This is a genomic window from Ruegeria sp. AM7 (assembly GCF_056535965.1).
In genome coordinates this window covers 2,151,745-2,173,519 of record NZ_JBQFJE010000003.1, presented here as the reverse complement: position 1 = coordinate 2,173,519, position 21,775 = coordinate 2,151,745, and the positions used below count along the sequence as shown (strand labels likewise).

The 21,775-nt window shown below is 58.8% G+C and carries 22 protein-coding genes; 3 read left to right on the top strand and 19 right to left on the bottom strand.

Translation table 11 applies throughout. The features are described 5' to 3' along the window. Positions 1-9 precede the first annotated feature (9 nt). On the top strand, positions 10-933 hold the full coding sequence (locus ACR3EG_RS14780) for an alpha/beta hydrolase (protein WP_480496829.1): 924 nt from the start codon (positions 10-12) through the stop codon (positions 931-933). Here the strand turns inward: ACR3EG_RS14780 and ACR3EG_RS14775 are convergent, their stop codons facing one another. From ACR3EG_RS14775 to ACR3EG_RS14700, 16 genes are all read right to left on the bottom strand, one after another. Then, positions 934-1,770, bottom strand: coding sequence for an alkaline phosphatase family protein (locus ACR3EG_RS14775; RefSeq protein ID WP_480496830.1), 837 nt, complete (start codon positions 1,768-1,770; stop codon positions 934-936). A gap of 138 nt (positions 1,771-1,908) precedes the next feature. Beyond that, positions 1,909-3,546: an ABC transporter ATP-binding protein gene (locus ACR3EG_RS14770; protein ID WP_480496831.1), complete on the bottom strand. Its 1,638-nt coding sequence runs from the start codon at positions 3,544-3,546 to the stop codon at positions 1,909-1,911. Next, positions 3,543-4,358, bottom strand: coding sequence for an ABC transporter permease (locus ACR3EG_RS14765; protein WP_170352427.1), 816 nt, complete (start codon positions 4,356-4,358; stop codon positions 3,543-3,545). Before ACR3EG_RS14765 ends, ACR3EG_RS14770 begins: the two co-directional genes overlap by 4 nt. Further along, on the bottom strand, positions 4,355-5,311 hold the full coding sequence (locus tag ACR3EG_RS14760) for an ABC transporter permease (RefSeq protein WP_480496832.1): 957 nt from the start codon (positions 5,309-5,311) through the stop codon (positions 4,355-4,357). The genes ACR3EG_RS14765 and ACR3EG_RS14760 overlap by 4 nt, the downstream gene beginning before the upstream one ends. Positions 5,312-5,327: 16 nt before the next feature. After that, complete coding sequence (locus ACR3EG_RS14755) at positions 5,328-6,914, bottom strand: ABC transporter substrate-binding protein (protein WP_480496833.1); 1,587 nt, start codon at positions 6,912-6,914, stop codon at positions 5,328-5,330. A 125-nt stretch (positions 6,915-7,039) separates the two neighbouring features. Beyond that, positions 7,040-9,031 (bottom strand): CocE/NonD family hydrolase, encoded by a 1,992-nt coding sequence (locus ACR3EG_RS14750; RefSeq protein ID WP_480496834.1) that lies wholly within the window; start codon positions 9,029-9,031, stop codon positions 7,040-7,042. Between the two features lie 51 nt (positions 9,032-9,082). Next, complete coding sequence (locus ACR3EG_RS14745; protein WP_480496835.1) at positions 9,083-10,186, bottom strand: DUF4147 domain-containing protein; 1,104 nt, start codon at positions 10,184-10,186, stop codon at positions 9,083-9,085. After that, positions 10,186-10,623 carry a D-aminoacyl-tRNA deacylase gene (gene dtd / locus ACR3EG_RS14740; RefSeq protein WP_480496836.1) on the bottom strand — a complete coding sequence of 146 codons (438 nt, stop codon included), beginning with the start codon at positions 10,621-10,623 and terminating at the stop codon, positions 10,186-10,188. The genes ACR3EG_RS14745 and dtd overlap by 1 nt, the downstream gene beginning before the upstream one ends. A gap of 15 nt (positions 10,624-10,638) precedes the next feature. Continuing rightward, positions 10,639-11,307 carry a nitroreductase gene (locus ACR3EG_RS14735; RefSeq protein WP_480496837.1) on the bottom strand — a complete coding sequence of 223 codons (669 nt, stop codon included), beginning with the start codon at positions 11,305-11,307 and terminating at the stop codon, positions 10,639-10,641. 89 nt (positions 11,308-11,396) lie between these two features. Next, on the bottom strand, positions 11,397-12,485 hold the full coding sequence (locus ACR3EG_RS14730; RefSeq protein WP_480496838.1) for a TFIIB-type zinc finger domain-containing protein: 1,089 nt from the start codon (positions 12,483-12,485) through the stop codon (positions 11,397-11,399). Then, positions 12,482-13,024, bottom strand: a complete 543-nt coding sequence (locus ACR3EG_RS14725; RefSeq protein WP_480496839.1) for a hypothetical protein — start codon at positions 13,022-13,024, stop codon at positions 12,482-12,484. The genes ACR3EG_RS14730 and ACR3EG_RS14725 overlap by 4 nt, the downstream gene beginning before the upstream one ends. Positions 13,025-13,027: 3 nt before the next feature. Further along, entirely contained in the window at positions 13,028-14,176 is a 1,149-nt protein-coding gene (locus ACR3EG_RS14720) for an SPFH domain-containing protein (protein ID WP_480496840.1), read from the bottom strand. Positions 14,177-14,198: 22 nt separating this feature from the next. After that, positions 14,199-15,065, bottom strand: a complete 867-nt coding sequence (locus ACR3EG_RS14715; protein ID WP_480545860.1) for a DUF2927 domain-containing protein — start codon at positions 15,063-15,065, stop codon at positions 14,199-14,201. A gap of 94 nt (positions 15,066-15,159) precedes the next feature. Further along, the gene (locus ACR3EG_RS14710) at positions 15,160-16,350 is read right to left on the bottom strand and encodes a toxic anion resistance protein (protein WP_480496842.1); all 1,191 of its coding nucleotides are present in this window, start codon (positions 16,348-16,350) and stop codon (positions 15,160-15,162) included. Positions 16,351-16,380: 30 nt separating this feature from the next. Continuing rightward, a complete protein-coding gene (locus tag ACR3EG_RS14705) occupies positions 16,381-17,295 on the bottom strand; it encodes a 5-bromo-4-chloroindolyl phosphate hydrolysis family protein (protein ID WP_480496843.1) in 915 nt (304 codons plus the stop codon). A 175-nt stretch (positions 17,296-17,470) separates the two neighbouring features. After that, positions 17,471-18,343, bottom strand: coding sequence for a pseudouridine synthase (locus ACR3EG_RS14700; protein ID WP_209195004.1), 873 nt, complete (start codon positions 18,341-18,343; stop codon positions 17,471-17,473). Between ACR3EG_RS14700 and ACR3EG_RS14695 the strand changes: the two genes are divergently transcribed. Beyond that, the gene (locus tag ACR3EG_RS14695) at positions 18,342-18,797 is read left to right on the top strand and encodes a nucleoside deaminase (protein WP_480496844.1); all 456 of its coding nucleotides are present in this window, start codon (positions 18,342-18,344) and stop codon (positions 18,795-18,797) included. The two genes, ACR3EG_RS14700 and ACR3EG_RS14695, sit on opposite strands and share 2 nt — an antisense overlap. Before the next feature lie 13 nt (positions 18,798-18,810). On the opposite strand, the gene ACR3EG_RS14690 is transcribed toward ACR3EG_RS14695, so the two are convergent. Then, positions 18,811-19,788, bottom strand: a complete 978-nt coding sequence (locus ACR3EG_RS14690) for an adenylate/guanylate cyclase domain-containing protein (RefSeq protein ID WP_480496845.1) — start codon at positions 19,786-19,788, stop codon at positions 18,811-18,813. A gap of 7 nt (positions 19,789-19,795) precedes the next feature. Then, positions 19,796-20,488, bottom strand: a complete 693-nt coding sequence (locus ACR3EG_RS14685) for a metal-dependent hydrolase (protein ID WP_480496846.1) — start codon at positions 20,486-20,488, stop codon at positions 19,796-19,798. Positions 20,489-20,546: 58 nt separating this feature from the next. Here ACR3EG_RS14685 and ACR3EG_RS14680 point away from each other — a divergent pair, with 58 nt between their 5' ends. Beyond that, positions 20,547-21,197: a ceramidase domain-containing protein gene (locus ACR3EG_RS14680; protein ID WP_480496847.1), complete on the top strand. Its 651-nt coding sequence runs from the start codon at positions 20,547-20,549 to the stop codon at positions 21,195-21,197. Here the strand turns inward: ACR3EG_RS14680 and ACR3EG_RS14675 are convergent. Continuing rightward, entirely contained in the window at positions 21,194-21,757 is a 564-nt protein-coding gene (locus ACR3EG_RS14675; RefSeq protein ID WP_480496848.1) for a DUF4202 domain-containing protein, read from the bottom strand. The genes ACR3EG_RS14680 and ACR3EG_RS14675 overlap by 4 nt on opposite strands. Positions 21,758-21,775 lie beyond the last annotated feature (18 nt).

The window sequence follows — 21,775 nt, the reverse complement described above, 5'->3', positions numbered from 1 at the left end:
GGAGGACACATGGATTATGAACGCCTGATCGACGAAGAAACTTGGGCGTTCATAAGACGTACCGCTGAAAGCTATCCGGATGATGCGGTTGATCTTTCCATCGCGGATCAGCGCAACGTGTATGACGCCATGTGCCGTGACTTTCGCCAACCGCGCCCGGTGGGCGTTGAAACAGAAGACAAGCACGCCGAGGGCGTGCCTGTTCGCATTTACACTGCCGGTGATCCGACACGGACGGTCGTCTATCTGCACGGCGGTGGGTTTGTTGTCGGAGGACTGGACAGCCACGATGACGTCTGCGCTGAAATTTGCGCGCAGACCGGGTACCGAATTGTTGCCGTAGATTATCGGCTCTGCCCCGAACATGTGCATCCAGCGCAGTTTCAGGATGCGTGGACCGCAGTGCAATGGGCCGCGCGTGAATTCGGTGACCCGCTTGTGCTGGCCGGAGACAGCGCCGGGGGCAATCTGGTCGCCGCTGTATCTCATCACGCGCGGGGTCGGCTGGATGGGATTCTGGGGCAGGTTCTGATCTATCCGGGATTGGGCGGGGACCGCGCCAAAGGGTCATATATCGAACATGCCCACGCGCCGCTTTTGACGTTGGAAGACATAGTCTTTTACGAAAAGGTGCGTTGCGGTGGCACGCCTCCGCAAAGTGACCCGACCTACGCGCCTTTGCAGGATACGGATTTCGCCGGGCTGCCGCCCACAGTGATTGTGACGGCGGATTGCGATCCGCTGCGGGATGACGGGCCAGACTATTGCGAACGGATCAAAAAGGCCGGAGGGAAGGCACATTGCATCAACGAAGCGGGGCTGGTGCATGGCTATCTGCGGGCACGAAGCTCGGTCAAACGTGCCGCAGATAGTTTTGAGCGGATTTCGATCGCGATTGAAGCGCTGGGCCAGCAAATCTGGCCCTATGACTGATCACTTCAGAAAAGGTTGCGCCTTCATGGTCTCGGCCACCGGTGCGCCCATCCTCGTCAGGATCGTAGGTGCCAACTGAAGCTGGTCTATGAACGTATCCGCCTCGGGGCCTTCCGCGTCGCCGAAGTAATACAGCGCCGTTTCCTGTTGCAGTGGACTGCGCCCTCCGTGGTGGCCGCGGTCGTCCTGACCGTGGTCGGCGGTGACGATCACCTCGTACCCCAACTGACGCCAGCGGGGGATAAATGGGGCCAGCATTTCGTCCATGACAAAACAAGCGTGGTCCATTTCTTCGCTTTCGTGAAAAAAACGGTGTCCCATGCTGTCCAGAGTGCAAGTGTGCAGGATGCCGTAATCCAGCCCGAACCGAAGGCACATGTTGGTGAGCTGGGCAAACAGATCCACATCGCAGGGCGTCATCTGATTGGCTTTGCCGTAGCCCGTCATGGTGTGGAACCGGCCGTGGTTGATCGTCTTGCTGTTGGGTTCGTCATATTCCACGTCGCGCACATAGTCGAAGGGATGGCGGTTGAAGAACTGCGACCAAAAACTATGAGTGACTGCACCTGTGACGCCTCCGGCCTCTCGTACCTGGCTGAACACATCCTTGTGGCCGAGGCGGAAGACATTGCCATTGCCGGTGCAGCCATGTTCCTGCGGTGAGACACCTGTGTGGATCGAAGCGTAGCAACTGGCTGAGATTGACGGCAGCACCGCGCGGTGTTTCCACACGCGCGCCTCGCCGCTGTCGACCCACCCTTCGAGGTTGCCAAACAGGCGGCGGAAATTACGCCAAGGGACACCGTCAAGGATGATGAGAAGAAGTTTGCGGTCCATGGTTCGGCCTTTTCATGGGGTCTTTCGGCGACCCTACGAGATTCGCAGGGCAGGGGCAGCATTTTCCCGCCCCAAATAGAAAAATCCCGACACCTGTTTGTGACAAGCGCCGGGATTTTAGGATTGTTTTGCGTTCGATCAGTTCCCAGCGCTCTCCATCTTGCGGTGGGCGACAACCTCTTCCAGCCAACCCAGATGCATCTCGGGCACCGAGCTGAGCAGAAGGTCGGTATAGTCGTCGAACGGCGGGCTCAGAACCTGTGATTTCGGGCCGTAGCGGACCACACGGCCCTGATACATCACCGCAATACTGTCGCTGATCGCGCGGACCGTCGCCAGATCGTGAGTGATGAACAAATAGGCCACATCCTCGATCTTTTGCAGGTCCAGAAGCAGCTTCAGGATGCCGTCTGCAACCAAGGGGTCCAGCGCCGAGGTGACCTCATCGCAGATGATCATCTTGGGTTTTGCCGCCAGTGACCGCGCGATACAGACACGCTGTTTCTGTCCGCCGGACAGCTCGGCCGGATAGCGGTCGATGAACTTCTCGCCCAGCTCGATCTCGTCCAGCAGTTCCACAATCCGCTTGCGTTTTTCAGCGCCGCGCATGTTGAAGTAGAACTCCAACGGACGTCCGATGATGGTGCCCACGGTTTGACGAGGGTTCATCGCAACGTCTGCCATCTGGTAGATCATCTGCAATTCACGCAGGTCCTCGCGTGTGCGTCCCTTGAGGTCGGATGACAGCTTGCGCCCGGCAAACGTGATCTCACCATCGCGCGGCGGCAGCAGGCCGGTGATCACCCGCGCCAGCGTGGACTTGCCCGAACCGGACTCGCCCACAACCGCCAGTGTCTGCCCTGGATGCAGCTCGACATTGACGTTGTGCAGTACGTCGAAATTCAGCCCCTTGTAACGCGCGGTGATGCCGTCGACTCTGAGCACCGGTTCAGGTGTGGGCTGCTTTTCCTCGTGTTCGATCGAACGCACCGAGACCAGGGCCTTGGTGTACTCTTCCTGCGGGTTGTTGATGATCTGGTCGGTGGTGCCGTATTCGACCGTATTGCCCATGCGCAGAACCATGATGTCATCACTGACCTGCGCAACGACCGCCAGATCGTGCGTGATATACAGCGCGGCAACGCCGGTATCTGCAATAGCCTCTTTGATGGCCATCAGAACGTCGATCTGCGTGGTCACGTCCAGCGCCGTAGTGGGTTCGTCGAACACCACCAGATCTGGCTCGGGGCATAGCGCCAGCGCTGTCATGCAGCGCTGTAGCTGACCGCCCGAGACCTGGTGCGGATAGCGCTCGCCGATATTGTCGGGGTCGGGCAGACCCAGCTTGGCGAACAGCGCGCGCGCGCGGGCTTCGGCCTTTTTGCGGCTGAACTTTTTCTGTTCGACCGCAGCCTCAACCACCTGATCCATGATCTTTTTGGCGGGGTTAAAGGACGCCGCAGCGGACTGAGACACATACGTCACCTCACCCCCGCGCAGCTTGCGGATATCGCCATAGGACGTCTTCAGGATATCACGCCCGTTGACCCAGACTTCCCCACCGGTGATCTCAACACCACCCCGGCCATAGGCCATCGAGGCCAGACCGATGGTGGACTTGCCAGCCCCGGATTCACCGATCAGCCCCAGCACCTTGCCGCGTTCAAGGTCAAAGCTGACCCCGTGCACGATTTCGATGTCATGGGGCTTTTCGCCCGGCGGATAGACGGTCGCGCCGATCTTGAGGTCGCGGACCTTGAGAAGGGTATCACTCATCCCCGGCCTCCTTTCAGCGATGTGGTTCGGTTCAGGACCCAGTCAGCCACTAGGTTGACCGAGATTGCCAGCGTCGCGATAGCCACAGCGGGGTAAAGCGCCGCGCCGATGCCGTAGACGATGCCGTCCTTGTTTTCTTTCACGATCCCGCCCCAATCGGCCAGTGGCGGTTGAACGCCCAGCCCCAGGAACGACAGAGTCGAGACGAAGAGAACCGCAAAGATGAAACGCAAGCCCAGTTCCGCCACCAGCGGTGACAGAGCGTTGGGAAGGATTTCGCGGAAGATGATCCACGACTGCCCCTCACCGCGCAGCTTGGCGGCCTCGACATAGTCCATTACGGCGATATCTACCGCGACCGCGCGAGCCAGGCGATAGACGCGGGTGGAATCCAACAGACCCATGACGATGATCAGAACCGGAATGGTCACTGGCACCATCGCCAGCACCACCAGCGCGCTGATGAGCGTCGGGATCGACATGATCAGGTCAACTGTTCGGGACATGACCTGATCGGCCCATCCCCCCAGAACAGCGGCCAAAAATCCAAGGATCGAACCGGTCACAAAGCTGAGGATCGTCGCAGCCGTCGCGATAAAGATCGTCGTCCGCCCGCCATAGATCATGCGGCTGAGAAGGTCGCGCCCGATATTGTCGGTCCCAAGCCAGAACTGCGAACTTGACGGTTCCCAGACGTCGCCCACGACCTCGGCCATACCGTATGGGGCCAGCACAGGAGCCAGCAGAGCAATCAGAAAGTAGAGGGCTGTAAAGGCCAGCCCGATCATTGCAGAGATAGGGATGTTCTTCATTTCGGATGCCTCAGCCTTGGGTTGGCCAGAATGGCAACGATATCTGCAACCATGTTCAGTCCGATATAGATCGCGGCAAAGATCACGCCGCAGGCCAGAACAACGGGAACATCTCGCTTGGTTACATGGTCCACAAGGTACTGCCCCATGCCGGGATAGACGAACACCACCTCAACCACGACAACGCCGACGACCAGATAAGCCAGGTTCAACATCACCACATTGACGATAGGCGCGACTGCATTGGGCAGCGCGTGGCGGTAGATGATTTTAAAGTTGGTCAGACCCTTCAGTTCAGCCGTTTCTACATAGGCCGACTGCATCACGTTCAGAATAGCGGCGCGCGTCATACGCATCATGTGCGCCAAGACAACCATGGTCAGCACCATGACGGGCAGTGCGATCGAGTTCAGCTTTTGCCCAAGTGACATGCTGTCATTGATCATTGCCAGCGGCGAGAACATGCCCAGTTTTACGGCAACGAAATAGACCAACACATATCCGATCAGGAACTCCGGGATCGAGATTGTGGTCAGCGTGACAGCCGAAATCAGCTTGTCCGGCCACCGGTTGCGGTAGCGCACTGCCAGCAGGCCCAGAAAAATGGCCAGTGGAACCGAAACCAGCGCCGCCCAGAACGCCAGGAACAGAGTGTTGCTCAGACGGCCGCCGACAGATTCGGCGATGTCCAGCTTGTTTGTCAGGGATTGGCCCAGATCGCCTTGCACGATGCCACCCAGCCATTCGAAATAGCGGGTCAGGGCAGGGCGGTTCAGACCCATTTCTTCGCGTAGGTTAGCCAGAGCTTCAGGGGTTGCGGACTGCCCCAGGACGGCTTGCGCGGCGTCTCCGGGAAGGGCTTCGGTCAGGCCAAAAATCAGGGCCGAAGCGCCGAGCAGCAATAGGAGTCCCAGCGCCAGGCGCTGGGAAACCAGTTTCAGAATAGGATGCATTCGTCCGTGATCCGTATCAGGCGAACCACATCTTACGAGACATCTGGCCGTTCATCAGCTCTTGAGTCGGGTCTGTCTCCCAACCTTCCAGCTGGTTGCTGACGCCTTCGACAAAGTCGTTGAACATCGGGCAGATCAGGCCGCCTTCGTCGCGGACCATCTGGCCCATCTGGCTGTAGATGTTTTTGCGCTTGTCATTGTCCAACTCGGCACGGGCCTGGAACAACATGTCGTCAAAGCTGGAAACCTTGAACCGCGTGTCGTTCCAGTCAGCGGTCGACAGATACGCGGTCGCGTACATCTGATCCTGAACCGGACGGCCACCCCAATACGAGGCGCAGAAGGGCTGAACGTTCCAGACTTCGGACCAGTAACCATCGTTGGGCTCACGCTTGATTTCCAGCGGGATACCGGCCTGAGCGGCGGTTTGCTGGAACAGAGCGGCGGCATCCACGGCACCCGGGAAGGCACCATCTGCGACGCGCAGGATGATGGGCGATCCGTCATGGCCGGACTTCTTATAGTGCTCGGCAGCTTTTTCGATGCTGAATTCACGCTGTGGGATCGAGCCGTCGAACAGAGGATATGCCGCGTTGATCGGCATGTCGTTCCCGATCGAGCCATAACCACGCAGGACCTTGTCGACCAGTTCCTGACGGTTGATCGCATATTTCAGTGCCAGACGCAGTTCGTTGTTGTCGAACGGTGCCGTATCGCAATGCATGATGAACACATAGTGCCCACGACCGGCCGTTGAATGCACGGTCAGGTTGGGGGCGCGGCCCAGCAGGTCTGCCACTTTGGGTTCGACCCGGTTGATCGCGTGAACCTGACCCGACTGCAATGCGGCTGTACGGGCGGTTGCGTCGTTGATGACGACCACTTCGACGCTGTCGAAGTTGCCAAAATCACTGTTCCAGTGGTTGGCGAATTTCTTGAACACATGGCGTACGCCGGGCTCGTCGACCTCCAGCTGGTAGGGGCCGGTGCCGATACCGGCGCCTGGGTTGTCCATGCCGCCGTCTGGCTGGATGATCAGGTGGTAGTCGGCCAGCAAATAGGGAAGGTCGGCATTCGCTTCGGTCAGTGTGACCTGGAAATACTCGCCATCGGCCTTCATGGACTCGATGCCCTTCATGATGCCCAGAGCACCGGACTTGGAGTCTTCGTTCGAATGGCGCTCCATGGTTTTCAGCACATCTTCGCTGGTCATGGTCTTGCCGTTGTGGAATTCAACGCCTTGACGCATTTTGAAGGTCCAAACCTTAGCGTCCGCGCTGCCTTCAACGCTTTCGGCGACGCGGGGTTCGATCGAGCCATCGGGCGCGACCTCGACCAGAGTGTCACCGAACTGCTTGCCGTTCGCAAACGGAACCGAGCTGGCATAGGTTGCCGGGTCAAGCGAGTTGGTGGATTCGCCGCCCTGAAGGCCCAGCTTAAGATCGCCGCCCTTTTTTGGTCCCGCTGCGCGAGCTGCATCTGCAAACATGGTGCTGGCCATCGCTGCCGAAACACCCAATGCCGCCGCTTTTCCCATAAATTCGCGGCGGGTCAGTTTCCCGGCTGTGACCTGTTTGGTCATGTGAGTGAGTTGTTCGTTCATCCAAAGATCTCCCAGTTGATTGGATTCCAGCCCTTGCGCGGGCTTTTTATTGACGCATGAGTCAAAGTTGGCTGATTTTTGCCCACCGGGCAAGTTTTATTGTCATACATTTGCATCGCACTGAGTCACATCTGCTCGCGCGGGATCGAATCCTCCGTTTCCTTTGAAAAAACCTCTGTCCCGTCCTCATAGGCGGTCAGTTTGGCTTTCAGGTAAAAGGTGTTGATATCCGACCACATTTCACAAGTGGTCACGGTGCGCAGGTGAATGTCATCCCGGCGCATTTCCTGTGTCCAAACACATTGACCGCGCGCTGAAAGTGGATCTTCGGGGTGAATAGACCATTTTTCAGTGGCCGTGCCCCCGTGTGTCAGACCGTGGTGTTTATCTGTGATCAACCCAAAATCATCTTCGATGATCAAGTGCGTTTCGCCCGTGTTCATGTCTGTTTCTACACGGCGTTTGTTGCTGTCTGCACGCAGAGTGTCGACATCGCGAGGGGTTTCAGAATCGGCGGGTTCGAACACCCATTCGTCCCCGGATGACGGGCGGAGAGGGATATCGATCTCACCCTTGGTCATATGAAGCTCGGTCGCCTCGGGCGAGGGCCAGATCAGCGGCCAGTAAGCGCTTGAGATTGCGACACGCAAATGATGCCCTTTGGGAACGCGGTACGCGATATGGTCGAGGTCTAATTCTATCTCGAAGGGTACGTTGGGTGTCAGGGCAGACGGGGTCGCGTGGCTGTCTCGGTGTGACAGATTAAGGACACCATAGGTGATACGCGTCGACGCACCGTCGGGGTGCACGTGGTTCAGGCGCACGGCAATCTGTGCTTGTGGTTTGTCAGCGCTGACGCGCAGCCGTAGTCGAGGTGCGCCAACGATATCCAAATCATCGGACAGTACTGCGCCGTCGAAACAAGCAGACAACGCGTCATCCCCCCGCTGATCACCGGGCATGTCCGGGCCGAGCCAGATGGCGCAATACTCGCCGCCTTCCATCCCGCAGGTGTGCGGCGACCGGATGCGAGCGTCCAACGCGCCTGACGCGCCCAACCCGTCCTCGGTCAGCGCCAACGTCTGAACAGGCAAGTGCGTGGTCGCGCCCTTTTCTTCAGCGATCCAGCGGCCGGGACGTTCGGTGTACCAACGTTGCGGGCGCACCCCATCCATCAGATAAGCGCGATAGTCCGGGTCCTGGTCCACGCCGGTATCCGCACCTTTCAACCAGTGGTCCCACCAGCGCAGCGCCTCTTGCAGGAAGCCAATCCGGGGCTCGGGGATCGCGAAATGCGGGTACTTGTGCACCCATGGTCCCATGATCCCTTTGGCTGGGGCGTCAAGTTGTTCGACCAGCAGAGGAACAGTGTTTTTATAGGCGTCACCCCATCCTCCGACAGCGAGGGTTGCGGCCCGGATAGCACCGAAATCCTCGCAGACCGAGCCGTGCTGCCAATAGGCATCCCGAGTCTGATGCCGCAGCCAGACCGACGGCAGGAACGGTTCCTTTTCCAGTCGATCCAGCCATAGTTCGCGCCAGTTCGGGCGCAGTACCGGATCAGGAGCGCGTGACGAATACGACCACATCGTTGCCCCCCAGCCGAGGTTTTCATTCAGCAGGCAACCACCCTTGTAGTGGATGTCGTCGGCATAGCGGTCCGCGGTTGAGCAGAGGGTGATGATCGCCTTTAAGGCCTCGGGCTGCATGGCAGCGACCTGCAACGAATTGAAACCGCCCCAGCTGATCCCCATCATCCCAACTTGGCTCGAGCACCAGGGTTGGTCGGCCAGCCACCGGATCGTCGAGACGGCGTCGTCCAGCTCTTGCTGGGTGTACTCGTCCTCCATCAGCCCTTCGCTGTCGCCATTGCCGCGCATATCGACCCGGATGCAGGCGTAACCGCGCTTAGCGAACCAAGGATGTGTCAGGGCATCGCGCGTCGCGGTGCCGTCGCGTTTGCGGTAAGGCAGGAACTCCAGAATGGCGGGGACAGGATCGTCCTGCGCATCCACCGGTCGCCAAACGCGGGCAGACAGGCGGCACCCATCTGGCATGTGAATACCGATATCTGGCAGGTCTTCGATCTCGCGCAGCGCATTGGAGGGATGAGTCATCGGATCAGTCTCGTGGTCTTGTGCGTTTCGGGTGAGATAAAAATCGTCAATTCAAGAGCGAATTGCGACAAGCAGATCCATCACGTTTGTTCCGGTGGGGCCGGTCACCAACAAAGCATCTGCACGCTCAAGGTAACTGCCGCTGTCGGCATTCTGCAGCGCTTGCTCTGCGCCGTCTGCCCAAGTGGATCCATCGACAATACCGCCCGCCGCCTGCGTCGGACCGTCGGTGCCGTCAGTGCCGCCTACGACCACTGTCAGCCCTTCGACACCAGCGATTTCCTTGGCCAATGCCAGCGCCAGCGCCTGATTGCGCCCGCCGCGTCCCGGATCGTCCGGCAGAACAACCGTCGGTTCGCCCCCAAAGATTATAACTCCCTTTGGCATGTCGCGCAGGCGTGGGCCGAGGGTCGTTGCCACGGCAAGAAAATCGTCGTGCAAAGCTTCTTCATCGGCGAACACCGCTGCGCCTTCGATTTCGGCTTGTCGGACAGCGGCCGCACGGGCGTGGGCGTTTGAGGCGACAATCTGTGCCGATGCCTCGAAATCACGGGTATCGGGAAGCGCTCCAATCCCCGAGCCGATGACATTCAGATCATCCCCAGGCACATCCGAGATCGCCAGAACCGTTGCTTTGCGCCCTTTGAAATGGGACAGCAATCCGGCCCCCTTGATCCGGGATATCTTGCGACGTTCGACATTCATGGCAGTGATATCAAGCCCTTGGGACAAAAGCCGTTTGTTCAATCGCTCAAGATCATCCAGCGTCTGGCCCGGTACCAGATCTTCCGCCAGCGATGATGCGCCGCCTGACACGAGCAGTAGCAGGTGCGACGAAGCTCCCATTCCTTCCACGGTTTGTCGCAGCGCACGCCCACCGTCCAGACTGCGCGCGTCAGGAACAGGATGAGACGCCTCGATCACCGTTACATGATCAGGCAGGCCCCGTCCGTGATCGTCCTTGGTGACGACAAGGGTTGGCACCGGGCCGAAATGCTCAAGCGCGGCGAGGGCCATTGCCGCTGCAGGTTTTCCCACTGCCAGAATTTGGTCGGGCGCTGGGATATCACCAAGGGCTGTCTGCGTTGCGGCGTGGCCGCCAACGGCATCCACGCCTGCTTGCCAGATGCGTATTGCCTTTTGCGTTTGATTCATCAGTTCTCTACCCAGATTGTGACCGGCCCGTCATTTACCAGTTCCACGGCCATATCCGCACCGAATTGCCCGGTTTCGACAGGTATGCCTTGCGCGTCCAGAAAGCGCGCGAATTCTTCGTACAGGTGCTTGCCAATCTCAGGCGGGGCGGCTTCTGAGAAACCGGGCCGGTTTCCTCGTGTCGTATCTGCCGCCAGCGTGAATTGGCTGATCACAAGCGCCGAACCCCCGATATCTAGAACAGACCGATTCATCTTGCCAGCGTCGTCCTTGAAAATTCGCAGTTTTGCGATTTTGGTCGCCAACTGCTCTGCTTTAACCAAGTCATCGCCCTGCATGGCACAAACCAGAATCATCAGGCCGGGACCGGTCCGCCCAACGACAACACCATCCACGCTGACCTTGGCTTTGGAAACTCTTTGTAAAACGGCCCGCAAGTGCTGCTCCTTTGGTTAATCGGCCCAGGTGATAAATTCACTTGGTGCAGCGCGTGTCGTGCGAAATCCATTTGCCGGATGCTCTGAATCCGCATAGCCGAAGGAAATTGCGCAAAGGATCAGCCGGTCGTCAGGGATGTTGAAAAACCGGTGCAGGAATGGGCCATAGCTGGCTACAGCTGCCTGCGGGATGGTCGCCACGCCCAAAGCCTGCGCTGCCAGCGTAAAGGCGGTGACAAAGCCGCCGCAATCCATTGCACCATATGGGCCCAGTTCGGCTGGGCTGGATACAATCGCGCAATGGGGCGCACCGAAAAGGGTAAAGTTCTGCATCATCTGTTTTGCGGAGGCGGATCGGTCTCCGCGTTCAACGCCCACCGCTTCGTATAAGGCCCAGCCACATTCGCGGCGACGGTCCTTGTAAACGCCAGAATATGACGTCGGAAACGGCAGATCAGGCACAGGCGCGCCAGTGGTCGCCTCTTCTTGTAGCGCTTTTCGGAAGGTGTCGGTTTGGGCACCGCTGGTAACGACAACGTCCCATGGCTGTGCGTTGCACCAACTTGGCACACGTGCCGCGCTTGTCAGTATTTGCTCGATCTGGTCTTTTGGAATCGGATCAGGGCGAAAAGCGCGACAGGAATGGCGCTCGTCCAGCAATTTGTTCAATTCGGATAGCGTCACACTGGCCTCTCCCCTCGGCGTTGACGACGCGCAGGATGGCGTCTGACCAAAGGATGTTCAAGCAGTTATCCGGCTTGTAGTGTGTCTGTCTATTGCTGACCGGTCGCGATCAGATAGCCAACCCCCGCGGCAACCAGCAAACCAAGCGCAACGGCGATGGTGATCTTGATAGCAGACCATGGGCGTTCGCCCTGCACCCGACCCGTTCGGCCATTCACCACGAACCGATAGGTCTGACCGCGATACTTGTAGGCCGCCATCCAGACGGGCAACAGGATGTGTTTGAAGGTGACATTCCGCACATCGGTATCAATCGCGTGTATGCGCTGACGGTCGCCGCCAATATCAAAGCGCACGTCCCGCTCGATCACGCGGGCCATATGGCCGCGCGCCTCGGTATAACCATCCTTTAACTCGACCGAGTACGCCTCGGCCCGGAACCCGGCCAGATATTCGGGCTGATAGGGTTCTAGCGCAGGCAGATCCCAAGGCTCCAGCGCGTCGGTATAGGTTTTGGGCAAGGACCGAGAGGCCAGCACCAGCACATCGTCAAAGAAACGCGCCACCCGCCCGGATTTGGGCGACCATCGCACCTTGGGCACCTGCTGCTGCACCCGCTTGCCATCGCGCATGACAGTGCGGGTTTCGTAATAGACCGTGCCGCGCTCACCTCGGTAGCTGGACTGGGTGTCGGCATCAAAGGTCCAGTAGGGCACATAGATACCCTGCATTTTCCGGCCCTTGCGGGCATAGTCCTTGAGCCCGTTGGGCGCAAACCACAGCCGGCCCAACCAGTCGCCCATCGCCTTATGCGCAGCCCGCTCATCCAGCGCAAAAGGCAGCACGCCGCGCGGTTTGATGTGCCGGTTGACTCCGGTATCCGTCACCACGGGCGTAGCGCAGAATGGGCATTCTGCGGCATGGGTGGCTGGGTCGAATTCGACCTGGGCCGCACAATTGGGACAAGAAAGAACGCGTGTTTCCTCGATCTCGGTATCTGGCAGCCGGTCGGCGATGGCGGTGTCGAAATCCAGCTCTTTCAGACTGGCCCCGCCCCACGGACCTGCGCCGATGGGTTCCGAATGGCCGCAATGGTCGCAGGTCAAAGTGCCATCGCCCGGGTTGAAACGGTAATCCGCGCCGCATTGGTCACAGGGGAAACGGTGTTCTTCGGTCATAGCTTGGCCTCTGTGGTCGTGGCGCTGCTCCCGGGGCCAATTATCAAACGAACAACCAAGGCCGAGAGGATACAGATTGCGACGAAATTCAGAGAGTTCTTTGCAAACACCCACCAACCATAGTCGGTGTAGACACCGTTGATCGAGATGGTGCCGGTCCCGTCGCCATAGCTGGATGTACTTTTGGGATCCTGTGACATCCGCCAGCTTCTGAAGAACCTGATGGCTAGCCGAATGGCAATGAGGTTAACCGCAATCCCTGCGCCCCAAATGGCCGCACGTATATAACTGATCCGGCGGCGCATCATGAAGCGCAGAAAGGGTTTGACTAACAGCCAGCAAATAAAAAGCGATATTGGCAGGCCAAACAACGCGTACCAAAATACGAGGAACACAGAGTCCATGTCCAGAGCTTCACGGCTCAGGTTGGCAAACAGCGGTACGCCGATAACGCCCACCCAGCCCAAGAGCGCAGACAGTTTCACCGCACATCCCAGATCGCGCTGAGAATACGGGGACCCCGCCTTGACGTCGGTCACCGATTACGCCCCCGGCGGAGGCGGCGGTAGGATGGTGAACAGCTGTGCCAGTTCCTGCACCTCGCCCGCCTTTTTCCAGCCGTCCTGACCTGCGGTCCAGACATGGGTGTCACGGGTTAGCTCTCCGTCAGTGGCCATTCGGCCCATCTTGGCCTTGGAAAACGGCCCGCTGGTCTGCCCGTCGACGGCGATATGCCAGACATGTTCGACCGGGGGCGGAGGCGGCGGGGCCGCATGCGCCGAGGGTTGCGGGGCAGCGGGGGCGGAACCGCCCCACGGGCCGCTCGGTTGACCCGCTGCCATGTTCGCCATCTGCTGCGCCATCGCCATTCCCATGCCCATACCAAGACCCGCGCCCATGCCACCGCCCTGTCCGGGGTTGTTGGCGGCTGCGGTCATCGCCTCGGCTGCAGAATACTGGGTGAACTTGCCCAAATCACCGGCCAGACCCATGGATGTGCGTTTATCCAGCGCCGCCTCGACCGCCGGCGGCAATGAGATGTTTTCGATGTAAAACTCAGGCATCTCCAACCCGTACCCATCCAGCACAGGCGAGACCTCCGCCGCGATCAGTTTGCCCAGATCGGCGGTGTTGGCCGCCATGTCCAGAACCGGAATGCCCGATCCCGCAATCACGCGGCTGAATTCCTGCACGATGATGTTGCGGATCTGAAAGCTGATCTCATCCATGGTGAATTCGCCATCGGTGCCGACGATCTCAACCAGAAACTTCGCGGCATCCTTCACTCGCACCGTATAGGTGCCAAAGGCCCGAATGCGGGTTGGCCCGAATTCGGGATCGCGCAGCATGACCGGGTTCTTGGTGCCCCATTTCAGATCGTTGAACCGGGTCGTGTTGACGAAATAGACCTCGGATTTGAACGGAGACTGAAAACCGTGATCCCAATGCTGCAGGGTCGTCAGGATCGGCATGTTGTTGGTTTCAAGCATATAAAGGCCCGGCGTGAACACATCCGCCAGTTGCCCTTCATGCACAAAAACGGCGGCCTGACCTTCGCGCACGGTCAGCTTGGCACCGTATTTGATCGCATGGCCTTCACGCTCGAACCGCCAGACCATTGTGTCACGGGTGTCGTCGACCCAGTGAATGACGTCGATGAATTCTCCGGTCAGAAAATCGAAAATACCCATTGGGGCCTCCTTATCCTTGGGCCTATAGCGGCTGGCCCATCAATTCACGTGCCAGTATCCGCACCACGGGGCGGGCATCCTGTGCCGTCACGCCCGGTTGCAGGCGCGGATCGTAAAGCATTGAAAGCAGTTTCTCGTCATGGCTGGTCAGCAGAGCAAACTCGTCATCGTCGTTAAAGATCGAAGGCCGTGCGGCCGGACTGTCGTTGGACAGGCCAAGACCCTGGGCCATTTCTTCATGGATGCAACTGCGGCGCAGCAGGTCCGGCAATTCCGTTCGGATGAGTACCACGGCCCGTACGAACTGGTTCGGCGCCCGGTTGGTGGGCGACGCAATTACAAAGCAATCAATATTGGCCCGAGGGTTTGCGACCAGTTCAAGAACCGGTTGGCTGATCCCCGGCGCGAGCTCCTTGAGGCGTGACACCACGTATGCGCTGTCGTCTTTGCCTGCAAAAAAGACATGAAAATTCGGCTTTCTTGTGACGACAGAGATCGGGTGGCTGGTAAGTCTCGCTAACCTTTCGGTGTAGGCGTTGACCTGAGCGGTATCCTGTTCGCGCAACTGTGGTTCCACGGTGGGCGCAAACTCAATTTGGACACGAACCGGGGTGGTCCAGCGGCTGAGTTGCCCCTCGGTGCTGTACGTCGTCGCGGTGACGGCGTGGTCGGGATATTCGTTGTAAAACGCAATCACGTCGAAATTGCGCTCAAGGTCGCTGGCGTCGTAGGGCGTATCTGGCCCCCCGCCATCTGTGCGCAGCAGGCCGCGCGTGACCAGATCGCGCTCGACCCGCTGGTAAAACCGCGCAAGATCCTGACTGGCGGCCGAGGGCGCGACATAGGCGTTGGGCGCGGGCGCTGCCGGCGCAGGGCGGGGTTCAGGCACTGCAGACGCGGTCAGGGTTTCGTCGCAACTGGCCAAGGCCCAAAGCGCAACGCACCCCAACGCATATCTGAGTTTCCTTAGTCCTGCCACCGTATCAGTCCGGAACAGCGGTGCCGGAATTGTCGCCGATGCCGTCCTTGCGGGCCTTGGCGGCGGCCAGCGTGTCGCGCAGCTCGGCCTCCATCTTTTGCAGCTCTTCTTCGGCGGCGGCACGTTTGGCTTTGCCCTCATCGGCAATAGCGAGGCTTTCATTGATCGTTCCGATCAGATCAGCATTTGCCTGTTTTACAGCTTCGATGTCGAACACGCCGCGCTCCATCTCTTCGCGGATCATCTTGTTCGACTGCCGCAGATTGGCCGCGTTCGAGGTCAGCAACTCATTTGTCAGGTCGTTGGCCTCACGCACGGCCGAGGCAGCCTCGGCACTGCGCTGGATAGTAACCGCCTGCGCCAGTTGGGTTTCCCACAGCGGTACGGTGTTCACCAATGTCGAATTGATCTTGGTCACCAGCGACTTGTCGTTTTCCTGTACCAAGCGGATTGAGGGCAGCGACTGCATCGTCACCTGTCGGGTCAGTTTCAGGTCATGCACGCGGCGTTCCAAATCATCCCGCGCAGCGCGCAGGTCGCGCAATTCCTGCGCTTTCATGACCTGATCATCTTCGGGGGCGGCCTGAACAGCGGCCTCTTTTTCGGGGATGTCGTGGCTGTCCAGTTCGGTCAGCTTTTCCTCACCTGCCGCGATATACAGCGCCAGCTCGTCGTAAAAACCCAGCGTCTTTTCATAGAGCATATCCAACGATTTGATGTCTTTCAGCAGCGTATGCTCATGCGCCAACAAATCGTCAGTAATGCGGTCTATCTGGCCCTGTACTTGTTCGTATTGCGCGGTGAACTTGGCAAATGGCGCCGCGCGGCCCATTAGTTTTTCCCACCAGCTTCGTTCGCGCCGTACGTCCAGCTCGCTGACCGAGAAACCGCGAATGGTGGTCACGATGTTGCGCAGGCTGTCTCCGGCTGGTCCAACATCCTTGTTGCGTACGTCGGCCAACATGGCTTGGCTTATTTCCTGCAGTTCGGCTTGTGCCGAAGACCCGAACGCGACGATCGAGTTGGTGTTGCCCATGTCGATCTCGTCCATCCGCTTGCGAATTTCGGCACTGACAGGCTCGTCGGCATCCTCCAGCGTGATGACCTCGGCGGTGGGGTCGGGAAGGGCAACTGCAGTAACTTCCTGCACCATCGTTTCGGCTTCGACCGCCTTATTCTTGATTTCGTCGGACATGGGGAAATCCTCTCTTGCAATAGTGGCCGGTCAGTCCAACCGGACGCCTTCGCGCTGCAACCGTTCGCGCAACACGTCAATTTCAACCGTCAGATCACTGCGGTCATCCAATAGCATCTTGCGGGTTCGAGCCGCGAAATTCTGCTCCAAATCGTCTAGCAATTCCGAGTAACCGGCAAGGGCTTGTGCGTCCCGCGTGCGGGCATAGACATCCGAGAATTTGACGGTCGCATCACGTGCACCTTGCAGATAGACGGTCAGGTATTTGCGCGCACCCGCGAGATCGCGCGGGTCCTCTTCGACCGTACGAAATAACTCGCGCGCAGTGTCCTGAAATCGTTCAACGCGGGCCTCGATCTGTCGGTCGCCTGCGCGTTTGATTGCATCCGTCATCTCGGCCAGATGGGTCTCGGCATCTTCGATCACGCGGGCCACGCGGTCCTGTTGAAAGGTGTCGATGCCCTCCATTCCCTTGTCTTTCATCGGATCCAGTCCGAAAGACACGGAATGCAGCGCCGCGGCAGCGAGACCAAACAGAACAGGCGCGATGATACCGGCGTCTGACGCCGCTGCTGCGTCCAGAAATTCCACTCTGTAAGACGCCAACGCCGTGCCAAGCCCCGTGAGAACACTGGCAAAGATCTTGCGCGGAATAGCGGGCCGTCGCGCCGTTCGACGGGCGTTATAAGCCGCTTCGGCGCGCAGACCCTCGCGCAGAAGAAACGCCGCACCGGTCAGCAGCGCCGCTGCAATCAGGCCAATGGTCATGCCAAGTGCGCCATCGTTCAGCGACAGAAACACCAATGGTATCGGAGGGATGAACAGAATGTTGGCGCGGGCACCAGCAGGTTCTACCCGGACGCCGTCGAACTGACCACGCGACGGCTGTTCGGTCGGGTCGGCTTCACCGTGTGGGCTATATTTTCCGCCATAGCGTTTGGCCATGCTTCTACAAGCCCCCCAGAAGGCCGGTGCAAACGCCAAACAACAGCACCACCAGGGCCGCGTAGGCCAGTTTCTGCACTCCGGTTCCGGACATGATGCCCCCCAAAGACGATCCTCACGTAAAATTTAGGGCATGAGGGGCGTGTACGCTAGGGGGAAGGTTGCCTAACCCGCGTCACTTGCGAGATTTCTTGCCGATCGGTGCCCGTTTTCTTTGCGGTCGAGCCTTGGGTTTGGCTTGCGCTTCCGGGGCCGCGTCCAAACCCAATTGGTCGCGCATCACGCGGCGGCGAATTTCTTCGACCTCGCCGGGCTTCAGGCTGCCCAGTTGAAACGGCCCGTAAGACACACGCAACAGGCGGTTCACGGCGTAACCGATATCCTCCATCGCGCGGCGAATTTCGCGGTTCTTGCCTTCGCGCAAGCCGATGGTCAGCCATGCGTTCGCGCCCTGTTGACGGTCCAGCGAGACGTCCATGGGTAAAAACCGCTCGCCTTCAATAACCAGCCCTTTGCGCAAGGGGGCAAAATCCTCGTCCTTGGGGCGGCCATTCACCCGCACGCGGTATTTGCGCAGCCATCCGGTCGAGGGCAGCTCCAGCTTGCGCTTGATGCCGCCATCGTTGGTCAACAGCAGCAACCCTTCGGAATTTAGGTCCAGCCGCCCGACGCTCATGACTCGGGGCATGTCCTCGGGCAGGTTGTCGAAGATCGTCGCGCGGCCCTTTTCGTCCCGCGTCGTTGTCACCAGACCAGGGGGCTTGTGATACAACCACAAGCGCGACGGTTCCGGTTCGGACACCGGCTTGCCGTCAACGGTGATCCTGTCTTTGCCGGTGACGTTCAGGGCGGGGCTGGTGATAGCCTTGCCGTTTACGGTCACACGACCGGCTTCGATCATACGTTCGGCTTCGCGGCGCGAGGCGACGCCCGCGCGGGCAAGCACTTTGGCGATCCGGTCGCCGGGAGGAGGGGTTTGTGTCATCCGCAGCCCATAGCGCATCCCGCCGCCTTGCGAAAGACAGGTTTCTGATGCAGTCAGGGGCATGGCATTCAGGTCTTACATGAATATCGCGCTAGATCAGGCGCGCGCCGCGGCCGAACGCGGCGAGGTTCCCGTGGGCGCCGTCATTGTGCAGGGTGGCCGGGTGGTCGCAGCAGCGGGAAACCGAACACGAGAACTGAATGACCCGACTGCACATGCCGAGATACTCGCTTTGCGCGCAGCCTGCGCCGAGGCTGGGTCCGAACGTCTGCCCGAGCATGACTTGTACGTCACGTTGGAGCCCTGCGCTATGTGTGCTGCGGCCTTGTCTGCTGCGCGTATACGTCGGGTGTATTATGGTGCAGGCGATCCCAAATCGGGCGGCGTGGCGCATGGCGCGCGGGTGTTTTCGCATCCACAAGCGCATCACAAGCCCGAAGTATTCGATGGTATTGCTGCGGCCGAGTGTGAAGATCTGTTGCGCCGGTTTTTTGCTGAAAAAAGAGAGCAAAAGTAACTTGGTCTTTGCTTCAATTCGCAGACCAATCCAGTTGATAGACAACTTGCTGCCCGCCGAATCCTTTCAGCGAAACTGACGCAGGTGGTCTGAATACTAAGTTATCCTCTGCCCCGACCAAAAGGCGCGTTACGTCGGTGACGTGAATTTCGTTTGGCCCGCTGATATCGGTGACGCGGGCTGCCTTGTTGACGACCGATCCGAAAAAATCCTCGTTCCGCTGTATGACATCTCCGGTGTGAATGCCGATCCGCAGCCCAAATGGTGTGTCGGAAGCTGCCGCAGCGTTTCGGCTTTGGATTTCGATCGCCGCCCTTAACGCGTTTTGAGGAGAGGCGAAAATCGACATGGTTCCGTCTCCAAGCGATTTGATCATCCGGCCGCGATTCGCCTTGATCATCTGCGAGGTCAGGGCAAAATGGTCAGCAATAACCTCTGCCCATCTGCGATCACCCAATCGCCGGGTGATCATTGACGAGTTCGCGATGTCAGTAAACATGACCGAAGCGGTGCCTTCGGTCTGATCATGTTGAAATTCGTGACGCGCTGCGTCGATCAGAGCGTTCAGCGCAGTGTGCTCGATCCCGATTTTTTCCATGTTCGAGGTGGGATTGGATACATGCGCCTGCACGACTTTCCAGACGCCGTCCTCAAGATGCAAAACAAATGTAAACCGGTGAAATGCAGACTTTCCATTCGAGGCAAAGGTCAATGTCGCGGTGCAATGCGCCCAGCCCGCGCTGCCGCATTCAAACGCTTCCAGCGAGTGTTCATCCCACTCAAAGTCGGGGATTTCTTTCGTGTGATCGGCAAACCCTCGGCGAAAAACCTGCCCCGACCACTCCTCGTTTTCCGCTGATCCCTGATACCGCAGATGCTCAGAAGACGAGAGCATGTTGACCAAGGTCGCGCGGTCCTTGAGGCGTACGGCATCGTTCCACCGTCTGACAACGGAGATCAATTCGGGGGAAGGAACGATGCCTTGGCTCATTCGTGCGCTATAGATTGATCGGCTGCATCACCACGGGCTCGATCACATCTACGCCGGGCAGCCCGTCGATCAGCGTTTGCGCGGATTGTTCCAGGATCGGGAATGTTTTGTAGTGGCAGGGAATCACGGTTTTGAAATTGAAATACCGCTTGGCAGCGTATGCAGCCCCCTTCATATCCATGGTGAAATGCCCGCCCGCCGACAGGATGCCGATATCGGGTTTGTAGTAGTCGCCCATCCAGTCCATGTCGGCCATTATGTCCGTATCCCCAGACACATATAGCATGTGCCCATCACCCGCGATCATGAACCCGACTTCGCTGCCACCGGTGCGCAAACCATCGGGTGTAGAGAAGGTCGAGCTGTGCGATGCGGGAACCATCGACACCATCACGCCGTTCAGGTTTACCGTGCCACCTTTGTTGAAGCCCACGGTCTCGATCCCTTCGGATTCGCTCCAATACCCCATCAGATCGTATTGGCCGACGACTGGAACCTTAAGGTGCTTGGCCAGTGACACAACATCCGCGACATGGTCGAAATGTGTGTGCGTCAACAGGATGTGGGTTGCCCCCTCAAGGGCTGCGTCGTGCTGGTCTTCGGGCAAAACCGGGTTTCCGGTCAGCCACGGGTCGATCAGCAACACTTGCCCTTCGGTCTCGACGCGAAAGCTGCCGTGACCCAGCCAGATGATATTCATGAAAAAACCTCCCAATCAGTCTGTTGGCTTTAACCTAGCATCGGCTATGTAAAAATTCATGGACTGGTTTCAGGAAATTGACGGGTATTGCGAACGGTTGTCGCCCGCTTATTGGGCCGAGCCGATAAATGCGGTCACGAACGCGGCCTTTCTGGTTGCCGCGTTGATTATGTGGATGCGCGTTCGGGGGCAGGGGATGCCGCTGGCCGTGGTTCTGGCGGCGATTCTGGCGGCGATCGGCGTGGGCAGCTATCTGTTCCACACACATGCACAGGTCTGGGCAGCGCTGGCGGATGTCGCGCCTATCCTGCTGTTTATTCTGGTCTACATTTTCGCGATAAACCGTGATGTCTGGCAGATGCGGCCGCTTTTTGCCGCCATCGTTACGGCGTTGTTTATCCCGTATGCAGCCGCGACCATACCTGTGTTCCAACTCGTGCCCGGTCTCGGCGGGTCGGCGGCCTATGCGCCGGTCCCGTTGCTAATCCTGATCTACGCCTTCTTGTTGCGCACGCGCGTTCCAGATACGGCCAAAGGGCTGGCCGTCGGCGCGATAATCCTGATCGCCTCAATTACATTCCGGGCGCTGGATGAACCGATCTGCGGTCATCTGCCGTTGGGTACACATTTCATGTGGCACATCCTGAATGCGACCATGCTGGGCTGGATGATCGAAGTTTACCGCAGGCACTTGACCCGCACGACTTAATCCTGAAAGGCGGCGGCAAGGTCGGCGGGCAGGTCGAATTCGTCCAATACGCGCGCGCGCCCTTCGGACGACATCTTACGGGCGGTCTTTTCGACGATGCTTTGGATTTTCTCGGCAGAGTGCTTTGCAGCGAAGGGTGCAAAATACCACTTTAGAAACACGAAACAGATCACATCTTCCAGCGCCTGAACCTCGTCGTCGCGCTTGATGCCCTGTTTGCGCAGCATTCGCTCAGCCGCTTCGATGTCGCCGGCGCCATATTCACTAAGCTCCATCAACCCGGCGACGACTTCGGCGTGGTGAACCGCTTGCGCTTTGCGCCATGCCAAATAGCCCGCGCGCCCTTCGGGGTATTCGCCGCGCGCAAGCTTCCAACGTTCCACATGTTGACCGCGCGCCGCGATTTGCAGCGGATCCGAGGCGTTTGGAAACAGCCGGTCCAACTCGGCGGTCATGCGCTGACCGTAGAGCAGGGCGGCAGGTTGGCCATCTTCCAGATTGGGGTCTTGTGCGTTGGCCGCGTCAATCGCGTCCAGAACTGCTTGTTTGCGCGGGTTCATCTTGTGCTCCGTCGAATG